This window comes from Corallococcus sp. AB049A (assembly GCF_003668885.1).
Taxonomy (GTDB): domain Bacteria; phylum Myxococcota; class Myxococcia; order Myxococcales; family Myxococcaceae; genus Corallococcus; species Corallococcus interemptor.
In genome coordinates, this window is record NZ_RAWL01000228.1 from 1 (window position 1) to 13,775 (window position 13,775).

The following is a 13,775-nucleotide window of genomic DNA, read 5'->3' on the forward strand; positions in this document are numbered from 1 at the left end:
GCCCAGAGTCCCCCACCCCGGCTGTCCATCCTTCGTCGGCAAGGGCGCGATGCCCACCTTGCCCCGGATGGGAGAGCCCTCCGCCTGCGCCTCGCTCCACGCATAGGGCCAGTTGCGCATGAACACCGCGCGGCCCTCCTGGAACACGCGGCGGGACTCCTCCTCGCCAAAGCCCGTGACCGTCTGCGGGGACAGCCCGTCCGCGATGAGCCCTTGCAGGTACGCCAGCGCCTCGCGCGCGGGCTCCGTCTCCAGGAGCACGCGCCCGTCCGGGCCCAGCGACTGGCCGCCATGGCCCCAGATGGCCTCGTACACGTTGCAGGTCAGGCCCTCGTACTGCCGGCCCTGCCACACGTAGCCCTGGATGCCGGGCGCCTTCGCCATCGCGTCGCGGGTGAAGCGCCGCAGCTCCTCGTAGGTGCGCGGCGCGCGGGGCACCAGGTCCGTGCGGTAGTAGAGGACGCCCACGTCCACGTACCAGGGCACCGCGTACGTGCGGCCGTTCATCACCACGGCGTCCACGGGCCCGGGCAGGAACTCCTGGCGCAGGCGCTCCGGAGGGAAGTCCTCGGACAGGTCCGCCACCCAGCCCGCGCGAGCGAACTCCGGCACCCAGACGACGTCCGCCACCAGCACGTCGAAGTCCGTGGCCCCGCCCTGCAACGACGTGAGGAAGAACTGGTGCGCCAGGTCGGACGCGTTGGGCAGCGCCTCCGTCACCAGCTCCACGTCCGGGTTGGCGCGCTCGTACCGCGCCAGCAGCTCACGGAACGGCTTCGGGTCGCCCCACAGCGGCTGGAACTTGAAGACGATGCGCGTGCGGCCCCCGGTGCCCGTCTCCTCGGACGAGCGCCGGCAGCCCCCCACGGCGAGGCCCAGCGCGACGACGAGGACGAGGAGGCGGCCCATGCGCCCGGATGACTCCAGCGCGCGGGCCCACCGTCAACGACAAGCCCCGCCGCCGGTCATCCAGGTGACACGGGCACCAGGCCTCCCAGCCCTGGAGCCGGCGCGAACAGCCGCCGGGCGGTCGCCCCCACCGCGCGGCACGCGAGCGCATCCACCGCGCCCCCCACCAGCCCACCGGCCAGCGGCACGACCTTCGACAGGTTCACGACGCCCTTCTGCGACGCCTTGCTCACCAGCCGGAAGCCCACCGCGCGGTTGATGCTGCTCAGCGCGTGCTTCGGCACGGCCTCCAGCGCGCGCATGCCCAGCTGCTGGCTGACTTCAATGCCGGCCTGCTTCACCACTTCCTTTCCAATGTCCCCCACGATGGCCAGCAGCGTGAGGGTCCGCACGCGGTCCTCCTCCACGTCGTGTCCATGGATGCGGGCAATGGCGCCCACCAGCCGCGCCTGCACGGCCCATGACACCCCCAGGCCCGCGGGCAGCGACACCGGCAGCGTCAGCAGGCCACCCAGCCCGGACAGGAAGCCCGTGGTGAACAGCTTCCCCGTCTCCCAGTGGATGAGCGAATCGATGCGCGCTTCATGGCTCGCATAGCGCGTGTCGCGCAGGTACTCGTCCGCCAGCCCCGTCGCGCTGCACAGCGGCCCCAGGCCCTCGAAGCCCGCGTCCAGCACGGCGTTCACGACCTCCAGCGGCTTCGACATGCCTCCACCTTCCCGTCGGGGGACAGCGGCTACGGCGACGCCGTGTCCCGGGTATACGAACGCGGCAGGCGCACGGTGAACACCGTGCCCTCCTCCGCGGAGGACCGCGCGTCCACCGTTCCACCGTGCGCCAGCACCAGCTGCCGCACGATGTAGAGCCCCAGCCCGATGCTGCGCTCGGAGCGGCCCAGCGTCGTCCCGCGCTGCAGGGGCTCGAAGATGCGCGGCAGCATCTCCGGCGGAATGGGGTCGCCCCCGTTGCGCACGTGCACCACCACCGAATCCGGCTCGCCCCGGCTCTCCACGCGCACCGGCGTGTCCTCCGGGCTGTACTTCAGCGCGTTGCCCAGGATGTTGGACAGCACCTGCGCCATCCGGTCCGAATCCCACGCCCCCTGCCCGTCCCCCTCGTGCTCCATCTGGATGGTGCGCTCCGGATGCGCCGTGCGCGCCTCCTCCACCACCTGCAACGTGAGCGCGTGGAAGTCGCACGGCGCCGCCTGCACCGGGATGCCGCCGCCCATGCGCGCCTGCGTGAAGTCCAACAGGTCGCGGATCATCCGCGTGGCCCGCTCCGCCGCGGACAGGATGCGCGCCGCCGCCTTCGCGTTCCACGGCTGGATGTCGTCACGCCGCAGCATCAGCGACGCGCCCGTGAGGATGGCGCCCAGGGGGTTGCGAAGGTCGTGGCTCACGATGCCAATCAGCTGCTGCTCGAACTCCACCCGGGCCTGCGCCTCGTGCACCAGCTTCTGCCGCTCCTCCTCCGCCCGCCGGCGCTCCGTGATGTCGCGCATGGCGCCCACGATGCGCCGCGCCTCCCCGCTCTGCCCGCGCAGGATGGAGCCCTGCGCCGCCACGTACGCGTAGTCGCCATCCCTGCGCAGCACGCGGTACTCGTCCTGCCACCGGTCGTCGTCCGAATCGAACGCCCGCTGCAGCCCGGACAGCACCCGCTCGCGGTCCTCGCCGTGGATGTGCCGGCGCCACCACCCTCCGTCCGCGCCCACCTCCTCCAGCGGGAAGCCGAAGACCTCCTCCGTCGCGTCGCCAATCCAGTGCATCGCGTCCGTCTGCAGGTCCAGGTCCCAGATGGCGTCGAAGCTCGCGTGCGCCACCAGCTGGTAGCGCTCCTCGGAGCGGCGCAGCGCCTCCTCCGTGCGCTTGCGCAGCCGCACCCCTTCCGCCTCGCGCAGCGCCCGCCGCACGCTGGGGCCCAGCCGCTCCAGCCGGTCCTTCAGCACATAGTCCGTGGCGCCGCGCTTGAGCAGCTCGATGGCGCGGTCCTCGCCCAGCGCGCCGGACACGAAGAGGAACGGCGTGTCCGGACACACGGCCTGGGCCGCCTCCAGCGCGCTCATCCCGTCGAAGCCCGGCACGTTGTAGTCGGACAGGATGAGGTCGAACTTCCCCTTCTCCAGCGCCGCGACGAATGCCGCCCGCCCCTGCACGCACTCCAGCGTCGAGGGCAGCCCGCCCTCCTCCAGCTGAGCGGCCACCAGCTGTGCGTCCAGCGGGCTGTCCTCCAGCAGGAGGATGGACAGGGGCCGCTCCGCCGATGGCAGAGTCGTCAGGTCCAGCGCGGCACCGCCGCGACCGCTCATTTCGAGGCTCCGGATGCGCCGGGTGAGCCCGGCGGCGGCTGGTTCACCACCGCCCAGAACAGCCCCAATTCACGCAGCGCGGACACGAAGTCCGGGAAGGCCACCGGCTTCACCACGTACGCGTTCACGCCCAGGCCGTAGCTGCGCGCCAGGTCCCGCTCCTCGCGCGACGAGGTGAGCATCACCACCGGCACCGCCTTGAGCTCCGGGGCGCCCTTCACCTTCTCCAGCACCTCCAGCCCGTCCACCTTCGGCAGCTTCAGGTCCAGCAGCACCACCGCCGGGTGGCCGTCCTGCCGGTTCGCGTACTCGCCCTTGCGGAAGAGGTAGTCCAGCGCCTGCTGCCCGTCGCGCACCACGACGACCTCGTTGGCCAGGTGCACCTCTTCCAGCGCCGCCAGCGTGAGCGCCACGTCGTTGGCGCTGTCTTCCACCAGGAGGATCCGCTTCAGCTCGATCACGCGTGCGTCTCGACTTTCTTCTCCTGCGGAGAAGTCCGGGGCAGGGTGAAGGTGAAGGTCGCGCCCTGCCCCACGGCGCCCTCCGCCCAGGTCCGTCCACCATGGCGCGACACGATGCGCCGCACGTTCGCGAGCCCGATGCCGGTGCCCTCGAACTCCTCGGCCGTGTGCAGGCGCTGGAAGACGCCAAACAGCTTGTCCACGTACTGCATCTCGAAGCCCACGCCGTTGTCGCGAACCCACACCGCGACCTCGGCCTCCGTCTCCCGGACCCCCACCTCGATGAGGGCCTCCGGCTTGGGACGGGTATACTTCAGCGCGTTCGCCAACAGGTTGTGGATGACCTGCCGCAGGAGCGCCGGGTCCCCCTCCACCGAGGGCAGGCTCCCCACCCGCCACTCCACCTGGCGCCCGGTGGTCTCCGGCGCCAGGTCGCGCCGGGCCTCCTCCACCAGCTGGCCCAGGTCCACCCGCGACTGGCGCATCTCCGCCCGGCCCATGCGGGAAAAGGCGAGCAGGTCGTCCACCAGCGTGCCGCCCTGCCTGGCCGCGCCCGCGATGGTGGTGAGGTAGCCGCGCGACACGTCGTCCAGCTTCGCCCCCGCCCGCCGCTCCAGCAGCTGCGCGAAGCCGGTGATGTGGCGCAGGGGCGCGCGCAGGTCGTGCGACACGGAGTAGCTGAAGGACTCCAGCTCCTTGTTCGCCTCCTGCAGCTGGGCGGTGCGCTCGCGCACGCGCTTCTCCAGGCCGGTGTTGAGGTGGCGGATCTCCTCCTCCGCGCGCTTGAGGCTCTCCAGGGTGCGGCGCTCGTCGTCGATGTCCGTGTTGGTGCCGAACCAGCGGGCGATTCTTCCCTCGCCGTCCCGCACGGGCATGGCGCGCGACAGGAACCAGCGGTAGCTGCCGTCCGCGCGGCGCAGGCGGAACTGGTCCTCCCACAGCGTGCCCTCACGCAGGGCCGCGTTGAAGTGCTCCAGCACGCGCGCGGTGTCCTCCGGCTCGATGAGCTCGTTCCAGTCCTTCTGCCCCACCAGCTCGGGCGACGTCCCGGTGTAGTCGTACCAGCGCTGGTTGAACCAGAAGAGGCGCCCGTCCGGCTCCGCCATCCACGACAGCTGGGGGATGGAGTCCGCCAGCGTGCGGAACTGCTGCTCGCGCTCCTTCAGCTCCGCGGCCAGCGCCTCGATGCGCCGGCGCGCCAGCACCTGCTCCGTCACCTCCCAGGACACGGACACGATGCCGTCCACCTTGCCCTCGGCGTTGCGCAGCGGCTGGAAGGTGAGGTTGAAGTAGCCCTCGGGCGCCTCCTGCCCCACGTCGCGCCCCAGGCGCATGGGCACCTCGTGGCCGCGGTACGTCTCGCCGGTGCGGTAGACGTGCTCCAGCTGCTCCACCTGCCCCTGGTCCTTGAGCTCCGGCAGCGCCTGGCGCACGGGCAGGCCCAACAGCGGGCGGGACCCGGTGAGCTTCAGGCGCAGGTCGTTGGCCATCTCGAAGATGAGCTCCGGCCCGCGCAGCACGGTGATGGCGGCGGGCAGCTGCTTGAGCACCGCGAACAGGTTGCGCCGCTCCGCCTGCGCCGTCTCGTACAGGCGCGCGTTCTCCAGGGCCACGCTGGCCATCTGCGCCAGCTGCACGGCGACCGTCTCGTCCTCCGCGTCGAAGTCGCCCTCCACCTTGTCGGACACCTGCAACAGGCCCAGGTTGCGGCCGTCGTGGCCCACCAGCGGCACCGCCAGGAAGCCCTTCAGGGGCAGCGCGGCCGGGGGCTCGGGGGGCGCGTTGGCGTAGGCGGCGTGCTGACGCAGCTCCTCGCGCGTCAGGCGCAGCGGACGGTTCTCCTGGCACACCCGGGCGAAGAGGCCGCGCTCGTCCACGCCGGGCTCGGCGGCGCCCGGCACCGTGGGCTCATGCCCCGCCGCCGACAGCGAGGCGAGCGGCGGCGCGTCCCGCCCATCCGCCACCTGCGCGAAGGACTGGTTCGCGCCAATCAGCTTGCGCGCCTTGGCCGTCACGAGCTCCAGGATGGCCGGCACGCTGCCCGCGGCATTGAGCGCCAGGCTCGCGCGCGACAGGCCGCGCAGCTGCTCGGTGCGGCGCAGCTCCCCCGCCATCAGCCGGGCCCGCTCCGCGTCGGCGCGCTTGCGCGCGGTGATGTCCTGCACGGTGCCCACGAAGCGCACCGGCTTGCTGTCCTGGAAGTGCGTGCGGCCCGTGGCGCGCACCCAGCGCTCCACGCCGTCCTTCAGGCCCACGGTGCGGTAGGCCACGTCGTAGTCGCCCTTGCCGGTGGGGTCCCAGCTGAGCGCGACGGCCCGCTGCACGGCCTCGCGGTCCTCCGGGTGCAGGCCCGCGAGGAACTTGTCGTAGGACGACTCCTCGCCCGGCGGCAGGCCGAAGAGCGCCTTGCAGCGCGCGTCCCACTTGAGCTCGCCCGTGACCACGTCCATGTCGAAGGTGCCCAGCTGGGTGGCCGTCAGCGCCAGGCGCAGGCGCTGCTCGCTGTCCGCCAGCGCGGCCTGCTGCCGCCGCAGGTCCTGCGTGAGCGCCTCCGTGTGCCGGCGCGCGCGCACGAACTCCGTCACGTCCGTGGCCAGGGTGATGATGCCGGACGCGGTGCCGTCCATCTCCACCATCGGGTGGTAGATGACGTTGAAGAAGACGGAGTCCATCTGCCCGTCGCGCTCCAGCTTCACCTCGAACTCCGGCCGCACGAAGGGCTGCTTCGTGCGCACCACCCCGCGCAGCACCTCCATCACCTCCGGCTGGGAGGCCATCTCCGGGAACGCGTCCAGCATCGACTGGCCCGGCGTCACCCGCCGGCCCACCAGCAGCTCGTAGTAGGGGTTCGCCAGCTCGAAGACGAAGTCCGGCCCGCGCGTGATGGAGATGCCCACCGGGGCCTGCATGAAGAACGCGTGCAGCCGCTCGCGGTGGACGGCCTCCAGGGCGTGGCGCTCGCGCTCGCGCAAGGCCTCCTCGCGCCGCTGCACGGCCTCGCGCGCCTGGTACAGCTCCACGAACATCGACACCTTCGCCAGCAGGATTTCGGGCCGCAGCGGCTTGCGCAGGTAGTCCACCGCGCCGTGCGCGTACGCCGCCAGCCACTCCTTCTCGTCGCCGTCGCCCGCGGTCATCAGCAGCACGGGCGTGCGCCGGCTGCGGTCTCGCTCACGCAACAGCCCCAGCACCTCCACGCCCGTCATGTCGCCCAGGTTCATGTCCATCAGGACGGCGGCGAAGTCCTCGTCCAGCACGCGCCGCAGGGCCTCGCGTCCGGAGGAGGCCCGCACCAGCCGCTGCCCCAGGGGCGCGAGGATGCCCTCCAGCGCCAGCAGGTGCCCGGGCGTGTCGTCGACAATGAGGATGCTCGCCCTGGGGGAGGCCGAGGGCAGGGACACGGCGGCGGAGGACATGGTGGAGGCTCGGGGACGAAACGCCCCTTCCCTTTAGGCTGTGGCAGGCACGCGAGGGGAGGACGGGACCGGCTCGGCTGCGTCCTCGTTGATTGCAGGACAACACTCCGCGCCGCAACCTGCCTCCTCCCTCCCGTCGATTCCAGCACAACCCTTGTGAACGCCCCCTTTGCCGCCTCCCCGTCCGCCAGGCAGCGCACCGGGAGGGGGCCCGTCCGCCAGGCCGTACCTCATTGGTGTTTCATGTTTCAGCCGATCAGGGAGCCGGCAGGCGGCGCAGCGACGTCATGGGAAAGGGGGCCCAGAAGGGCGTCGCCACGCTGTCCCCGTCCAGCGGGAACCAGGGCCCGTCACGTCCCGCCAGCACGTGGAAGTCCTGGGCGGGGGTGAAGCCCTGGCCCATCAGCGCCACCCGCTCCCCCTTCGCGTTGGTGGCCACGTCCAGCACCAGCACGGTGTGGCCGGGGCTGCCGCCCAGGACGAAGAAGTCGCCGGGGCGCAGCTGCTCGCGCGTGGGACGGGCGCCCTCCGCCTGGAGCGACAGGGTGCCCGCGTAGGTGAAGAGCAGCCGCAGGTAGTTCCGGAAGGCCGCCCGCGAGCTGTCCGCGGCCGCGCTGCCCGGCACCCACGTCACCTTCGAACCGGAGACGCGCGCCCGCTCCCCGGCCGCGTACCGGGGCCAGGACGCCAGGTGGCCGCTGGTGAAGCGGTAGGCGATGCGCTCCGGGTGCCCGGACGCCCAGCGCCACTCCGCATGAAGCCGCAGGATGGAGTCCGCGCACTGCTGGAGGTTGGCGGTGCCCACGTCCAATTCGCCCACCGCCGCCAGCCGGGCATCGGAGGCCGCCAGCACCGTGCGGCCCTGGAAGTCGCGCACGGGCGAGCCCTCGGGGCGCAGGGGCAGCCCGCGCAGCCAGGCGCCAAAGGAGCCCGCCTCCAGCGGCACGCGCGTGTAGCCTTCGGGTGTCGCGAAGGTCTCCTCCAGCGAGCGCACCCGCGCGGAGGCGGACAGCCACGGGTAGCGCGCCCGCTCCTCCGTGGAGGGGGCATGGGGCGCGGCCCGAGCCTGTCCGGAGGCCTCGCGGCTCACCAGGGACAGCGCGATGGCGGACAGGGTGGCCAGGGCCAGCAGGTGGCGCAGAGGGGCCATCGCGTTCACGGGGCGGACACTCCAGGGGTGGGGCCGGGCGAAGTCCCGGGCGTCTTCGTGGGACACCGCGCGCGTGTCCCCGGGTCCTTCCGCCGGACGCCGTTCTCCGAGGGCGCCAGGGAGTTCTTCGCTGGACGCTCGCCACGGCGGACAGGTGCGTCCCGGGTGCCGGGCACTACCTTTTGAAGGCCATGCACCGTCGGGCAAGCCTCGTGCTGCTCAATACACTGTCGCTGTCGCGCCTGCCGCTCGCCGCGGTGTTCATCGCGGTGTCGGACCTGCGCCTGCGGGCCTTGCTGGTGGTGCTGGCGGCGGCGACGGACTTCCTGGACGGCTGGATTGCCCGGCACCGGGGACTGGCCACGCGCCTGGGAGCGCTCATCGACCCGGTGGCGGATCGCGCCTTCATGGTGACGGCCTTCATCGTGTGTCTGCTGGACGGGCTGCTCGACCCGGTGGAGCTGACGCTGCTGCTGCTGCGCGACATCGGCACGGCCATCGGCTTCATCGTCGCGAAGTTCCGGCCGGACATGCGGGCCGTCGAGCTCAAGGCGCGGATGCTGGGCAAGGTCGTCACGACGCTGCAGCTCGCGGTGTTGCTGTGCGTGCTGCTCTACCCGCCGCTGGTGCGGCCGCTCGTGGCGTTCGTGGCGCTGCTGTCGCTGGCGTCGGTGGTGGACTACACGCGGGCGGTGTGGCGTCAGCGTCAGCGCCAGGGCCAGGAACTCCCGCCGCCCATGGAGTCCGTGCGCGAGTGACGCCTCACGCGAGCACGGCGCGCGTGTCCACGGCCACGGCCAGCCGGGCGCGTTCGCGCTCCAGGGCGGCGCGCTCGCCAGCGGACAGGGCGTCCCAGACCTCGTCCATCGTGTCGAGCAGCGCGTCCACCTCAGGCGATTCCCCTCCCGGCGCGCGGGCGCGGACGAGGGCCAACTTGTGCAACAGGGTCCGGTATCGGTCGTAGACCGTCATGATGAAAACCTCCGTCCGGGAGACGCGGACGGAGCGGCGCGGCTGACGCAAGGGGCCCGGGTCAGCGGCGCCGCCGGTTTTCGGCATCGCGGCGGGCCTCCGCTCCGGTCAGCACGGCGATTTCGCGCGTGTGGCTCGGGCCCACGATGTTCACGGTGGCGCGCACGCGCTCGCCCTCCTTGAGTTCTGTCGCGGAGATGTCCTCGCCCTCGCGCACGATGCGCGTCTGGGTGCCAATCTCCAGCGGCAGGCGCAGCCCCTCGTTGTCGATGACGACCTCCTTCGGGGACACCGACTCCACCGTGCCCCGGTAGATGGCATCCACCACCGCGACCCCTGGCGAGGCACCTTGCGAGGCGCCGGGAGCCGGAGGCTTCGCCGCGGCGGGAGCCCCCGTGCCCGTGCCGCCCGTGCCGCCCGTGCCCGCGTTCGCGTCCGGGCCCGGGTTGGGAGGCGTCGTGCGCCCCTCCGGGTTGGGGTCCGCGCTGGGGCTGTTCGGATCCGACGAGGGAGCGTTCCCCTCGGTGCCCTGCGTGTTCGCCCCGGAGCCCCCCGTGCCCGGCGGCTGCGCGGGCGTCTGCTGCTGCGCGGGCGGGGCCGCGGGAGCGGTGGTCTCCTCGGACGCCGCGTCGTCGGACTGCGCCCCGGCGCACATCAGCAGGCAGGCCAGACCCGCGATTCCCAACCCCACCCAGGTGTCTCGCCTCATGCGTCGCGCGCCTCCCTTCCGGGAAGGTGCGTGCACACACGATGCGAACCACCGGGCCAGAGGCGCGTCGCCCGGCCGTCCGCACGGACTGCGCACCCACGGCCCGGCGCCTGCCTGGAAAGCAGGACGCCCCCGGTCCCCCCCTGGGCTCAGGAGGAGGGACGCGGGGGCGTCAGGCACACGAAGCGTGGAGGGCGTGCCGCTACGGCAGCGGCAGCGGACCGCCGCCCTCGGGCAGCGAGCGCGCCAGCTCCACGGCCTTGGCCGCCTGCACCAGGCCGTAGCCGTACTTCTTGTCCTTGCCCGGCGTCACGGCATCGTCCTTCGCCGTCTTCTCCAGCACCGCGCGCACGTGCGCGGGGCTCAGGTCCGGCCGGGCGCTGAACACCAGCGCGGCCACGCCCGACACGTGCGGGGTGGCCATGGAGGTGCCCGACTCGCGCTGGTAGTCCAGGCCGGTGGTGGTCACCGTCACCTCCTTGCCCACGAGCTTCTTGAGCATCGCGCCGTTCGCCATGGACACGGACACCGTGGGCACCCAGTGGTCGTTCGCGGAGCCCAGCGTGAAGGTGCCGTCCCCGTCCTCCTCCACGTTGTTGCCGATGATGACCGCGCGGGCGCCGGCCTGGATGACGTTGCGCGCCTTCTCCTCGAAGAACAGGTCGCCGCGGTCCACGTACGCGACGAAGCCTTCGCAGGTGGCGGACGCACCGCACGCCGAGCGGTCCGCGCCCAGGCCGCAGTCCACCAGCCGGCCCGTGTACGTGCCCTGCGCGGTGTACGTGAGCGGCGCCGAAGCGATGGGCCCCGACGCCACGGTCAGCGAGGACAGCGACGCCGCCCCCAGCACCGTGGCACTCAGCACGCCCACGCCCGGCCCCACCACGGACAGCTCCTGGCCGGACTGCGAGAAGGTCGCGTGCTCCCCCTTCAGGTCCACCGCGCCCACCGCCATCACCGACGGCAGGTACGCGGCCGGATAGGCGATGCCCTCCTTGCCATCGTTGCCGCTGGCCGCGACGGACAACATGCCCTTGCCGCCGTCCCAGACCTTCTCGAAGACGAGCTTCTCGGACTCGGACGGATCCGGCGCGCCCAGCGACAGCGAGGCAATCTTCGCCCCCTGCGAGTAGCACCAGTCCACCGCCGCGATGACGTCGTCCGTGCGGCCGCCGCCGTCCGTGTCCAGCACGCGCGCCACCAGCAGCGACGCGCCCGGCGCCACGCCCACCACGCCGTTGGGGTCCTCACCGGGAGACACGCGTCCGCCGGAGCCCGGGCCGAACTGGGCCAGGATGGTCGCGGACACGTGCGTGCCGTGGCCGCCGCCCACCGTCACCACGCCCAGGGACTCGCTCTGGTCGGACGCGTCGTCGTCGTCGTCGACGAAGTCCCTGCCCTTGAGGAACGCCGCCTTCAGCTCCGGGTGCTTGCTGTCCCAGCCGCTGTCGATGACGCACACCTTCACGCCTTCGCCCGTGGGCGCGCCAATGTCGAAGACGCCGTCGCTGTTCGAGTCCCACACCTGCGGGGCCTGGACCATCTTCAGTCCCTCGGTGTACTCGCCCACCGACCCCTGCGTGCTGAACGCGCCCTGCCACGACACCAGCGGCGGAGGCGTGGGCAGGCCCATCGCGAACACGCGGCGGTTGGGCGTCACGGAGACCACGTCCGGGCGCAGCTTCAGCGCCGCGATGGCCGCCGGAGACAGCCGCGCGGACACCATGTTCAGGTTCGGGATGCGGCGCTTCACCGTGCCGCCCTCGCGCTCCACGGCCGCCGCGATGTCCGCGGACGCGCCCAGCGCGCTCGCGCTCACCGTCGGCTTGTAGGTGATGATGACCCCGTCCTCCGCCGTGTTCGCGCTCAGCGCGGAGGCCGCCGTCCTCGGCAGCGCCAGCTCCGAGGTGCCCGGACACGCCTGGGGCTCGATGATGGGCCCGGGCTCATCGCCGCCACAGCCACTCGCCACCAGTCCGGACAACCCGAGCCCAAGCCAAAGCCAACGCTTCATGGGGTGCATCTCCTTCGCCCGGCCACCGTGGAATACCGCGCCGTGTTCCGCCGCCCCCGAAAGGGGGCCGGAATGAACGGGCCGGCCCTGCGTCCCGTTCCCAGAGCGATTTAAGCATGGTCGCAGGACGACTGCTCGGGCGGCTGTCATGCGCCCGACGGACATCCGGTGCCGGACCAACGTGGGACGCTCAACGCTCGGGGGGACGTCCCGTCCGTTGTGCGCCATCTGGCCCGGCGCATGATGCACCCGGGCCGTCCCGGCCCGAAGCTCAGGCGACCCTCAGGCGTCGGACGGATCCACGCCGAAGATGCGCTGGGCATCCACGGCATAGGCCGCCAGCTGACGCTCCGTCTCCGCGGCGTCCCAGCCCAAGAGCGGCGCCATCACCTGCGCGGCGCGGACGGCGGCGGCGCGGCCCTGGTCACGCGTCTCGAACGCGACCTTGAGGCGGCGGATGAGCAGGTCCGCCAGCGTCTGGACCATCTCATGGGTCACACCCCAGGCGGCCTCGGCGCGGCGGTACGGAAGGCCCTCCACCAGCGGCTCGGCCAGCGCGGGCGTCTCGCGAGTGAGCGCCCACACCGCGTGCCAGCGGCTGCCATACGCGCGAACCAGGTGCTCGCCCGTGGCCGGGTCCCCCACCGCCTGCTTCGCCGCCGCGAGCTCCGCGTCCAGCTTGAGGATGTCGCCACCCGGCAGGGGCTGCTCGTGGGTGACGGGCTTCTTGTGCGGCAGGGACAGGTGGCGCTCCACGGCGTTGACCACGTCGCGGGCCATGACCCGGAAGGTGGTGAGCTTGCCGCCGCTGATGGCCAGCACGCCGGACGGGCTCACGTCGATGGTGTGCTCGCGGCTCGCGCTGCCCGCGTCGCTGTTGCCGTGGTAGCCGCTCGCGGCCAGCGGGCGGATGCCGGCCCACGCGCTGACCATGTCCTCGCGCGTGAGGTTCGCCTCGGGGAAGAAGGCGTTGGCGGAGGCGAGCAGGTAGGCCACGTCCGCCTCGCTCGCGCGCACCTCGGCCGGGTGGGCGCGGGTGGCCGTCTCGGTGGTGCCAATGAGCGTGAACGCATCCGCGGGCAGGATGAACATCACGCGGCCGTCCACGGGCGACAGCAGCGTGAGCGCGTCCCCGATGTTCAGCCGCGACCGGGGCACGGCGATGTGCACGCCCTTGCTGCCGCGCACCGAGGGCCCCTTGCGCTCCTGCTTCGAATCCAGCTGGCGGATCTCATCGCTCCAGGGCCCGGTCGCGTTGACGACGGCGCGAGCCCGCACGGTGTGCTCCACGCCAGTGAGGTGATCCACCACCACCGCGCCCGTCGCCTTGCCGTCCTCGAGCACCAGCCGCTTCACGGACGCGTGGTTGAGCACCACCGCGCCGGCCTCGCTCGCGCCCAGCGCGTTGGCCAGGGTGAGGCGGGCGTCGTCGGTGGCCGCGTCGTAGTAGCGCGCGCCGCCCTTGAGCCCGTCGGACTTGATGCCGGGCTCGGCCTCCACCACCTGCTTGAGCGACAGGCGCTGATAGGCCTTCACGTTCCGGAACAGGGACAGGGCGTCGTACAGCATCAGGCCCGCGTTGAGCTTCCAGCGCGGCACCCGGGCCCCTTCGTAGACAGGCCAGACGAAGGCCAGCGGGCGCACCAGGTGGGGCGCCAGGTGCAGCAGGCGGCGCCGCTCGATGCTCGACTCGAAGACGAGCCCCAGGTGGCCATGCTCCAGGTAGCGAAGGCCGCCGTGGATGAGCCGCGACGAACGGCTGGACGTCCCACTGGCGAAGTCCTCGCGCTCCACCAGGGCCACCTTCAGCCCCCGCAGCGCCGCGTCCCGGGC

At 72.3% G+C, this 13,775-nt stretch carries 11 protein-coding genes; 1 reads left to right on the forward strand and 10 read right to left on the reverse strand.

What is annotated here, in order from left to right; all coding sequences use genetic code 11:
- From D7X55_RS23320 to D7X55_RS23345, 6 genes are all read right to left on the reverse strand, one after another.
- A partial coding sequence (locus D7X55_RS23320) for an ABC transporter substrate-binding protein (RefSeq protein ID WP_147442922.1) occupies window positions 1–909 on the reverse strand: 909 nt, incomplete at its 3' end.
- A gap of 56 nt (window positions 910–965) precedes the next feature.
- Entirely contained in the window at window positions 966–1,616 is a 651-nt protein-coding gene (locus tag D7X55_RS23325) for an EcsC family protein (RefSeq protein ID WP_120551771.1), read from the reverse strand.
- Window positions 1,617–1,645: 29 nt separating this feature from the next.
- Window positions 1,646–3,220, reverse strand: coding sequence for an ATP-binding protein (locus tag D7X55_RS23330; protein WP_120551770.1), 1,575 nt, complete (start codon window positions 3,218–3,220; stop codon window positions 1,646–1,648).
- Entirely contained in the window at window positions 3,217–3,681 is a 465-nt protein-coding gene (locus tag D7X55_RS23335; protein WP_120551769.1) for a response regulator, read from the reverse strand. The genes D7X55_RS23330 and D7X55_RS23335 overlap by 4 nt, the downstream gene beginning before the upstream one ends.
- Entirely contained in the window at window positions 3,678–7,097 is a 3,420-nt protein-coding gene (locus tag D7X55_RS23340; RefSeq protein ID WP_121724231.1) for a PAS domain-containing protein, read from the reverse strand. The genes D7X55_RS23335 and D7X55_RS23340 overlap by 4 nt, the downstream gene beginning before the upstream one ends.
- Before the next feature lie 256 nt (window positions 7,098–7,353).
- Window positions 7,354–8,247 carry a DUF4846 domain-containing protein gene (locus D7X55_RS23345; protein WP_121724233.1) on the reverse strand — a complete coding sequence of 298 codons (894 nt, stop codon included), beginning with the start codon at window positions 8,245–8,247 and terminating at the stop codon, window positions 7,354–7,356.
- A 191-nt stretch (window positions 8,248–8,438) separates the two neighbouring features.
- On the opposite strand from D7X55_RS23345, the gene D7X55_RS23350 reads away from it, so the two are divergent.
- A complete protein-coding gene (locus tag D7X55_RS23350; RefSeq protein WP_120551767.1) occupies window positions 8,439–9,005 on the forward strand; it encodes a CDP-alcohol phosphatidyltransferase family protein in 567 nt (188 codons plus the stop codon).
- Window positions 9,006–9,009: 4 nt separating this feature from the next.
- Here the strand turns inward: D7X55_RS23350 and D7X55_RS23355 are convergent, their stop codons facing one another.
- From D7X55_RS23355 to D7X55_RS23370, 4 genes are all read right to left on the reverse strand, one after another.
- Window positions 9,010–9,219 (reverse strand): hypothetical protein, encoded by a 210-nt coding sequence (locus D7X55_RS23355; RefSeq protein ID WP_120551773.1) that lies wholly within the window; start codon window positions 9,217–9,219, stop codon window positions 9,010–9,012.
- Between the two features lie 61 nt (window positions 9,220–9,280).
- Window positions 9,281–9,928: a hypothetical protein gene (locus tag D7X55_RS23360; protein WP_147470178.1), complete on the reverse strand. Its 648-nt coding sequence runs from the start codon at window positions 9,926–9,928 to the stop codon at window positions 9,281–9,283.
- A gap of 202 nt (window positions 9,929–10,130) precedes the next feature.
- A complete protein-coding gene (locus D7X55_RS23365; protein ID WP_120551765.1) occupies window positions 10,131–11,942 on the reverse strand; it encodes a S8 family serine peptidase in 1,812 nt (603 codons plus the stop codon).
- Between the two features lie 282 nt (window positions 11,943–12,224).
- A partial coding sequence (locus D7X55_RS23370; RefSeq protein WP_147470179.1) for a glycerol-3-phosphate dehydrogenase/oxidase occupies window positions 12,225–13,775 on the reverse strand: 1,551 nt, incomplete at its 5' end.